9 protein-coding genes are annotated in these 8,012 nt (G+C 71.9%); 6 read left to right on the top strand and 3 right to left on the bottom strand.

Annotation, left to right across the window (positions count from 1 at the left end):
* Positions 1–216: 216 nt before the first annotated feature.
* The gene (locus ACZ6EJ_RS23965) at positions 217–1,110 is read right to left on the bottom strand and encodes an alpha/beta fold hydrolase (protein ID WP_469269859.1); all 894 of its coding nucleotides are present in this window, start codon (positions 1,108–1,110) and stop codon (positions 217–219) included.
* 100 nt (positions 1,111–1,210) lie between these two features.
* On the opposite strand from ACZ6EJ_RS23965, the gene ACZ6EJ_RS23960 reads away from it, so the two are divergent.
* The gene (locus ACZ6EJ_RS23960; RefSeq protein ID WP_469269858.1) at positions 1,211–1,645 is read left to right on the top strand and encodes a hypothetical protein; all 435 of its coding nucleotides are present in this window, start codon (positions 1,211–1,213) and stop codon (positions 1,643–1,645) included.
* A 76-nt stretch (positions 1,646–1,721) separates the two neighbouring features.
* Here ACZ6EJ_RS23960 and thpR read toward each other — a convergent pair whose 3' ends face one another.
* Together thpR and ACZ6EJ_RS23950 are read right to left on the bottom strand one after the other, a co-directional pair.
* A complete protein-coding gene (gene thpR / locus ACZ6EJ_RS23955) occupies positions 1,722–2,342 on the bottom strand; it encodes an RNA 2',3'-cyclic phosphodiesterase (RefSeq protein WP_469269856.1) in 621 nt (206 codons plus the stop codon).
* A gap of 166 nt (positions 2,343–2,508) precedes the next feature.
* On the bottom strand, positions 2,509–3,855 hold the full coding sequence (locus ACZ6EJ_RS23950; RefSeq protein WP_469269854.1) for a tetratricopeptide repeat protein: 1,347 nt from the start codon (positions 3,853–3,855) through the stop codon (positions 2,509–2,511).
* 162 nt (positions 3,856–4,017) lie between these two features.
* Here ACZ6EJ_RS23950 and ACZ6EJ_RS23945 point away from each other — a divergent pair, with 162 nt between their 5' ends.
* From ACZ6EJ_RS23945 to ACZ6EJ_RS23925, 5 genes are all read left to right on the top strand, one after another.
* Entirely contained in the window at positions 4,018–4,212 is a 195-nt protein-coding gene (locus tag ACZ6EJ_RS23945; RefSeq protein WP_469269862.1) for a hypothetical protein, read from the top strand.
* Positions 4,209–4,775 (top strand): hypothetical protein, encoded by a 567-nt coding sequence (locus ACZ6EJ_RS23940; RefSeq protein WP_469269852.1) that lies wholly within the window; start codon positions 4,209–4,211, stop codon positions 4,773–4,775. The genes ACZ6EJ_RS23945 and ACZ6EJ_RS23940 overlap by 4 nt, the downstream gene beginning before the upstream one ends.
* 215 nt (positions 4,776–4,990) lie before the next feature.
* Positions 4,991–5,395, top strand: coding sequence for a hypothetical protein (locus ACZ6EJ_RS23935; protein WP_469269851.1), 405 nt, complete (start codon positions 4,991–4,993; stop codon positions 5,393–5,395).
* Positions 5,392–5,805 carry a hypothetical protein gene (locus ACZ6EJ_RS23930; protein ID WP_469269849.1) on the top strand — a complete coding sequence of 138 codons (414 nt, stop codon included), beginning with the start codon at positions 5,392–5,394 and terminating at the stop codon, positions 5,803–5,805. The genes ACZ6EJ_RS23935 and ACZ6EJ_RS23930 overlap by 4 nt, the downstream gene beginning before the upstream one ends.
* 394 nt (positions 5,806–6,199) lie before the next feature.
* Positions 6,200–7,960: an acyl-CoA dehydrogenase family protein gene (locus ACZ6EJ_RS23925; protein WP_469269860.1), complete on the top strand. Its 1,761-nt coding sequence runs from the start codon at positions 6,200–6,202 to the stop codon at positions 7,958–7,960.
* Positions 7,961–8,012 lie beyond the last annotated feature (52 nt).

Genomic DNA, 8,012 nt, shown 5'->3' with positions numbered 1-8,012 from the left:
AACGGCCGAATCCGGCGCGCGGCGCGTTCTACGCCGAGGTGATGTCCGAGCGGGAGGACGGCTGGCGCCCCCCCCCCACCCCCCCCCATCCCCTCCCCCCCCCCCCCCCCCCCCCCCCCCCCCCCCCCCCCCGCCCTCCCCCCCCCCCCCCCCCCCCCCCCCCCCCCCGGGGCGGGGGCGGGCCACCGGCGGCCCGCCCCCGCGTCGAGGGGCGTCTCACTGGGCCGCGGCGGTCCCGGAGGGCGTCTCGGCGGTCCGGTCCGGGGCCTGCCCGACGAAGTCCACGACCGTCCGCACGACGTCGGGGTCCCCGAGGATGCGGCGGTGCCCGAGGGTGCTCGTGAGGACGAGCCGCGCCCGGTCGCCGAACGCTCCGGCGAGCCGGCGCCCCTGGTCCACCCCGATCCGCGGGTCGTCCTCGTCGTGGACGACCAGGAGCGGGATGTCGAGGGCCTGGACGGCGTCCACCGCGGAGAACGGCCGCTGGTCGGCGGGCAGGTCGGGGAAGAGGTTCTCCCCGACGCGCTCGCGCAGCCGGGCCTTGAGCTGCGGGCGCAGCTTGACGGCGGAGCAGAACTCCTCGATCAGGTAGTCGAAGTCGCAGACCCCGCTGATGGTGGCGAGCCGCTTGGCCTTCACCCCGTGCGCCAGGGAGAAGATCGTCCCCAGGGCCCCGAGGGAGTGGGCGACCACTGCCTCGAACTCCCCATGCTGATCGTGCAGTTCGGTGATGATGCGGCGGTACTCCAGGATGGTGGTGCTGCGGCCGGTGGAGTCGCCGTGGCCGGGTGCGTCGAAGGTGACGACGCTGTGGCCGCGCTCCAGGAGCGGGGGGACGAAGTCGGCGAACCGCGACCCGCGCGACTGCCAGCCGTGCACCAGGAGCACCGGTCTCGCGCCGTCGCCCCACTGGTGGACCACCACGTCCTTGCCGTCGACCCTGAGCCGCTGGACGGCCGCGGTGCTGAACAGCTCGCGTTCGGCGGGCCGCATTCCGCTCCGGGCGAGCGGCATGTGGAACAGGGTGAACGCGCCCGCGCCCGCGAGCCGGCCCGAGAGGCGGGAGGCGGCGTTGAGCGCGGCGCTGGCGAGAGCCTCGGTGGGAACCATGCCCAGTACTCCTCGGTCGGCATCGGGACCGTGATATATTAGCACGAACGACCGTGCTTTTATAGGCAGCGTGTCCGCTGCGGCCCCCGAGGAGAACGCCATGTCGTCGACCATCTGGTTCACGCCGTGGAAGGCCGGCCCGGCGGGGGAGTCGGGGGCGGGCGACCGCGTGGCGGGCGGAGCCGTCGTGAGCGTCACCGAGTTCACCCCCCACCGCCCGTGGACCGCGCCGGGCGTCACCGTCGCCGGAATCGTGCTGCGGCAGTCCTGGCAGGACATCGAGGGCGCGGTCGGCCTCTGGCTGTGGGCCGACCCCGATCTCCTGCGCCCGCGGTCCGGCTCGGTCTCCGTATGGCGCGCGGAGCGTGACCTGCACGCCTTCGTGGCACGCCGGGACCACGGGCGCGTCGTGCGCTCCTACCGGGACCGGGGCGCCATGCGCACGACCACCTGGCGGACCGAGCGCTTCGACCTGGACGCCACACAGGAAGCGGCCCGCTCCCTGCTCTCGGGCCGCTCCGCCTGGCCCGCCTGACGGGCGGCCGACCGTACGCGGGACAGGCCGCTCCCCCTGGCGGCGGCCGACCGTACGCGCGAGAGGGCCTGGCCTCTCACACGCCGCCGCGCAACTCCCAGGCGTCGATGTCGCGGTAGCGGATCGTCCCCGGCCCGCGCCCGATGTTGCTCCCGACCAGATGGAGCCGGTGGGCCTCCCAGTCGCGGCCGGAGAACGCCGCGAGCCCGGCGGCGGCCTCCCCGACGGAACGGTGGTCGCCCCGACGCGAGCGCGCCAGCGTGAGATGCGGCCGCAACGGCCGGTCGGGCAGCGGGACCCCGCACTCCCTGACCGCGGCGGCCACGTCCGCGGCGAGCCGGTGCAACCCGTCGAGGTCCCCGGTGACCCCGCTCCACAGCACCCGGTCGTCGAAGTGCCCGCCGCCGCGCAGCGCCAGCCGTACGGGGCGGTGCCGCGCCGCGAGCCCGGTGAGCGGGCCCATCAGGGGCGGGACGGCGGCGGTCGGCAGCTCGCCGAGGAACGCCAGGGTGATGTGCCAGTCCTCGACCCGGTTCCACCGCAGGCGGGGGTACGCGTCGTACGCCGGGCCCAACGCCCGCGCCAACTCGTCCTTCGCGTCGTCGGGCGGGGCGAGCGCCAGGAACACGCGGACGGTAGCGGCTCGGACGGGCTCGTCCGCAGGGTGGCCGGTCACGGCCTCGGGCGGCTGCTTCACCTGCCGTACCGTACGTGCCGGCCACCGTCCCGCCGCACTCCGGGTCGCCGTACGCGGCCGGGGTGCGCGACGGCGCAGCGGCCGGGGCGCCCCTCGTCGTCGCGAGCGAAGGGGCGCTCGGGGACGACGCGGGACCCGTCGCCCTCGGGGCTTGCCGGCGCTTGCGTCATACCGGGATCAGCTCGGGTCGAACGGTCTCGCGCGCACGTTCGTACAGGGTGTGGGCGGCATGGTTGCGGACGTGAGGGCGGAGGAGATGGAACATGTCCGTCATCCGCTTGTCGATCCTTCCCGAGTTGACCAACGGGTAGTCGTCCAGCGCGAGCCCCCATGTCTGGCAAGCGGCGTCGAGGTGACCCACGGCGAGCTGCCGTTCGGCGAGGATCGCCCTTTCTTTGACGCGTGTGCGTCGATAGACGCTGTACCGGAGCCGGTCGGACTCCTGCAGGGCGGCGACGGCGCCGTGCGCGTCTCCCAGTTCGTACCGCACCTGACTGGTGTGGTAGTTGAGGGACGCGGGGTCGTACGAACCGAACACCCTGCCGCGTGACTCTGCCTTGTCCATGGCGATCTCAGCCTCCCGCAGGTGCCTGAGCGCCGACCGCCGGTCGCCGATCTGCGCCGCCGCGTGGGCCTGCTGACCGGTCAGGAAGGCGCGCATCCGTGGACCGGCCTGTGGTGAGGATGCCGCCGCGGCGTCCGCGAGCCGCATCGCCACCGGTCCTTGGCCCAGGTCAACGGCTTGGACGCTCATGCCTCGGAGCGTCGTGCAGAACGTCAAGTGATCCTCTGACGCCCCAGCGAGCTCCAGGGCTTTGAGGTAGTAGCGCTGGGCGAGTCCGTGCAAACCCTCGTCAACGGCCATGTACCCCGTGAGGTAACAAAGATCGGACGCGGCGGACATCATCGCCTTCCGCGCGTCCTCGGGCCCGTTCGTCCGCAGAAGCGGCGCAACCGTGTTCACCAGGAAGGTCGCAGCGAGAGGACGAACGGTCCGGCCTCCGAACTGGTCGTCCATGGAGGAGAGCTGTTCCGTCATGGCGGAGACCGTGTGCACGTCGGAGATGCCGATGCGGGACCTGGTCCCCTTCTGTGCGGCCTCCATACGCCCCACCACGTCCGGCCAGCCAGGAACGGTGAGTGCGACGGAGAAGAGAGCGATGCTGAGCACACTGCGGCGGGAAGGGTCCATGTCCAGCCTTCCGAGATCAATGATCCCGTCGACAGTGCCGGGTGACGTCGCGTCCCTTTCGTCCGAAGGGGGCGGAAAGCCACCTTCCGTGTGCGTGACGGGGCGCCCGAGCCTGCGGGCGAACGCTTCCAGGATGAGGGGTTGCGCATCACGGCGCGGTGTGCTTCCGCTCAGCCACTGATGCACGGAAGGCGCACGGTACCGGGTCGGGGTGCCTCGTTCGGTACCCACCCGGTTGACCGCCTGGGCGCACTGCCGGAGCGTCCACCCGGTTTCGCGGAACAGATTGTCCAACGCTGTGTTGGCACCCACGCCGTCCAACTCCTCTGCACTGAGCTGATCGCTTAACGCTCTTAATCCTTGCGCGCTCTTTCAACAGTACCGCCGGGCGTGATCATGCGGTTGCCTAGAGCGACAGGCGAGATCGCAGCGGAAGGGGATGGGCGAGTGGGCGAGAAGCAGGTACTGCCCTCCGTGGGCACGATGGTGGTGGACGTCGGGCGCGGCCGCGTCGGGGAGTTCCGCGGGGTCGCCGGCCCGTGCTGGTCGTTGCGCCCGGTGACGGGCGGGACCGCGTGGGAGGCGGACCCGGCGTACGTACGCCCCGCCGACCCCATAGAGCGGTTGCGCGCCGAGACCGCCCGTGCGAACGCCCGGAGCCGGGGGGCCATTCTGTGACCCCGCAATTACCGGACCGGCTGCCCGCGCACAAGGCCGAGTCGGCTCGGCGCTACTGGTGCGAAGTGCTCGCGGAAGGCGAGGTGTTCGGGACGCGCGAAACGGTCGCCTACGTCCTCTCCACCTTCCACACGATCTCGCCGAAACTCGCGCTGCGCTGGTTGCGGGCCGAGGCCGAGCGCCTCGCGGACCGACTCGACCCGGACCCGGAACGCTCCGCGTGGGCCAGGCCGTGGATGCGCGCTGACCCCGCGCCCGTACTCGACTGCCCCGCCGCACTGCGGCGTTGGGCCGAGGGCGTCGACGAGGACCGGGCCGCGCGCGACCAACTCAAAGAAGGCGTACCTCTGTCGGTGGTCTTCCCTGACATCGGGTGCAGCTACGCCCTGTCCGTCCGGCCCGTGGCCGTGCACTCGCCCGTGCCGCGTGCCGCGCCGCCCTCCGCTGCTCAGCGGCCTCATGCCCCGGCCCTGGTCGCTCGAGCCGCAGCAGGAAGGCCCACCGCGCGTCGGGTCGGCTCATCCCGCCTCTGTGACCAGGGCGGGCCACGCCGTGCACCGTGACCGGGGGGACCGGTCGCCACCAGCACCACACGCCCGTCGCGGCCCGCACCACCCTTTGCGGACGGTGCGCACCGTGAGGGGTTCCGCCAGTCCCGTCCGCGCGCTGCCCCGTGGCGCACGGACGGGGTATCGCTGCCACGACACCACACAGAAGAGACTCCGCCGACGTGCTGCAATGCACCGCCGTAACCGAAATACCGATCCCCGAGACACTCTTGGCCCTCACCGCCATGGAGGGCGGGCCCGAGCATCCGTCGGACGCCCTCACGGACTGCTTCCTGTTGTGCGAACTGGCCGAGCACGGCGAGCACGCCGAGCACGCCGCGCACCTGTGGGCCGCCGAGTCACCCGGCCCCCGAGACCTGTGGTTCCTGTGGGCGGGAGACGGCGCACACCGCGTCCACCGGCTCGCCGTCCTGCCCGCGTGCCCCGGCGTGCTGCGCCATCTCGACGAGGGCTCCGTACGACGCTGCGCACTCTTCGACGGACACCGGCCCGGCACCCACAGCTTCCATGTCGCGGACCCGCTCGGCGACCTGCTCGCCGAGCAGGCACGGCATGACGCGCAACGGCCCAGGTCCGAGAACGACTCCGAGAACGACTCCGAGAACGAACCGTGACGAACAGAGAGACCACCCACCCCATGCACCAGTGCACTTCCGTCCTGCTGACGACGGCCCCGGCCCGCGTCGTCGCGCTGTTCGCCCCCCTGTGCCGATGGGAGTCCGGGCACCTGCTGTGCGAACTCGGCGAGAACCACGCCGGTGACCACGCGTCCATGCTGTGGGAGGAGGACGGGCGGCCCGGCGGCGCCGTCTGGGCCCGATGGGACGACCGGGGGGTGCGGCTCGCGGGCCTGGACTGGTGCACCGCGCTCACAGACCAGGAGGAGGCGTGCGGGCTGTTCGCGGACCACCCGTCCGCACACGCGTGGGATGTCACCGACCCCACCAAGGAAGCGCTGGCGCGGGAGTTGGCGAAGGACTACCCGCACCTGTTCCCCGAGGGCACCGAGGGATACGGCGACTGAGCGCCCCCGTCACTCGGCGCCGAACGGCCCCCGGCCCCACGCGGTTCGGGCGGCTGCTCGTTCCGCAGTACGCGAACCGCCCGGCGCACTGTCCTCCACGCGGCCCCGTGCCGTCAGCGGGGGCCAGCGGTCCGGCGAGGGCCCGGACGGGGTGACGCATGTGCGCGCGGCGAACCGGGGTGGCGGGCCGGAGCGCGCCGGTCCTTCAGGCGCTGACCGCTGTTGCCCCAGGCGTGAAGGTCGGCGGTGCGCCCCGCTCACCGCCGACCGGTGGCTACGGCCTCGGGAGTGTCCTCGACGGAAGGCCGGGACGGTTCCGGCCTGGCCAATCATATTGATCATGCTGCGCGCCATGATCAACACGACTAGTTTGCGTGATGTGATTACCCTTCAAATGCCGCCGCAGCGTCTGTGCGCGGACCTCACCCACGCCCTGTTCTCGGGCGAGCTCGAACCGATCCACGCACCGTGGCGGCGACTGTTCAGCACACCGCCCTTCGCCTACAAGGAGGGGCTTGCCCACGAAGACCGCGTCGCGCTGTCCTACGAGCGGCTCCGCCTGGTGAACCAGCACGTCGACAACCCGGAGGCGCTCGCCACGGACGTCGTCGCCCTGAGCGCTCTCCACGAGTGGGCCGGAGCCGCCGACCCCGGCATGGCCACGGTGGCGAGCATTCACTACAACCTCTTCCTCGGCAGCCTCTTCGAACACGACGGCGCCTCACGGGACCTCTCGGCCTATCTCGGGGGCCGACGCGTCGGCACGTTCCTGTGCACCGAGGTCGCGCACGGGAACGACGCGGCGCGTTTGGAGACGACAGCGACCTTCGACCGCGGCACGGGGGAGTTCGTACTGGACTCCCCGACACCGGGCGCCGCCAAGTTCATGCCCAACACCAGCACGGCCGGCGGACCGAAGGCAGCCCTCGTCGCCGCGCGACTCATCGTCGACGGGCAGGACAACGGTGTCTTCCTGTTCCTCACCCCGCTCAGCGACGACCAGGGCCGGCACCTGCCCGGCGTCGAGGTGACCCCGCTGCCCCACACCGCGAGCAGTCCCGTCGACCACTGCTCCACGACCTTCAGGAACCTGCGTCTGCCCTTCGACGCACTCCTGCAGGGCGAGCACGGGCGGCTGACGCGGGAGGGCGTGTTCACCAGTTCCCTGGGCAGTCCCCGCCGAAGATTCCTGCGATCCATCGGGCGCGTCACCACGGGCAAGCTGTGCATGACCGCGTACAGCCTGGGCGTCACCCGGCACGCTCTCGCGGTCGCGGTGAACCACGCGCACAGGCGGACGATCTCGGGTATGACGAGAGGGCAGGACGTGCCGGTCTTCGCCCACCGGAGTCACCACGCCCCCCTGCTCCATTCCATCGCCACCACCTACGCGGCCACGCTGCTGCACCGGTCCGTCGTCCAGCAGTGGGCCCGCGCGACCGAGGAGGACGGAGAAGCGTCCGAGCGCCTCGTGGCAGTCGCGAAGGGGTGGATCACCTGGCAGGCCCGCGCCGTGATGACGGAATGCCGCGAGCGGTGCGGAGCACGGGGGCTCTTCCTGTCCAACGGAATCGCCGCCCAGTTGGCGGCGAACGAAGGGACGATCACCGCCGAGGGCGACAACAAGGTCATCTGGGCGAAGGCGGCCGGCGAGATGATGCTGGGCGGTTTCGTGCCCAAGCCCGCGAGCGAGACGGACCCGCAGGACCGGTCCCTGACCGACCCGCACTTCCTGCAGGAACTCATGGCCGACCTCGAAAGGGTCTGGCACACCCGAGCCCGCAAGCGCCTGCGGAGCCCGGCCGCCAGCCCCATGGCCCGCTGGAACCGGACTGTCACGCCGGCCCTGCAACTTGTCGACGCACATGTCCATCGCCTCGCCGGCGAGGCCATGCTGACCGCGGCGGACCGATCCGCCTCCTCGGCCGCCCGCGACGTCCTGCACCACCTCCACCGCCTCTTCGCCCTCCGGTGGATCGCGTCGTACAGCGGAGACCTCATGGCCGAGGGCCGGTTGACAGCCGACCAGATCCAGTGGATACCCGAGGCCGTCGACGACGTGATCGAGGCCCTGGAGCCGCACGCCTCGCTGCTCACCCAGGCGTTCGCGATACCGGACGCATCGCTGACGGCGCACCCCATGCTGAGCGCTTAGCGCCCGTCGCAGCACTCGCCGGGGGGTAGGGCTGTCCAGTAACGCGGCTCAG

Source organism: Streptomyces sp. NPDC041970 (genome assembly GCF_055588985.1).
This window is presented reverse-complemented; position numbering and strand designations above follow the sequence as displayed.

Bases quoted from the DNA above. Each gene is read 5' to 3' on its own strand.
- ACZ6EJ_RS23965 (WP_469269859.1), bottom strand. From the start codon at position 1,110: ATGGTTCCCACCGAGGCTCTCGCCAGCGCCGCGCTCAACGCCGCCTCC.
- ACZ6EJ_RS23960 (WP_469269858.1), top strand. From the start codon at position 1,211: ATGTCGTCGACCATCTGGTTCACGCCGTGGAAGGCCGGCCCGGCGGGG.
- ACZ6EJ_RS23925 (WP_469269860.1), top strand. From the start codon at position 6,200: ATGCCGCCGCAGCGTCTGTGCGCGGACCTCACCCACGCCCTGTTCTCG.
- ACZ6EJ_RS23945 (WP_469269862.1), top strand. From the start codon at position 4,018: ATGGTGGTGGACGTCGGGCGCGGCCGCGTCGGGGAGTTCCGCGGGGTC.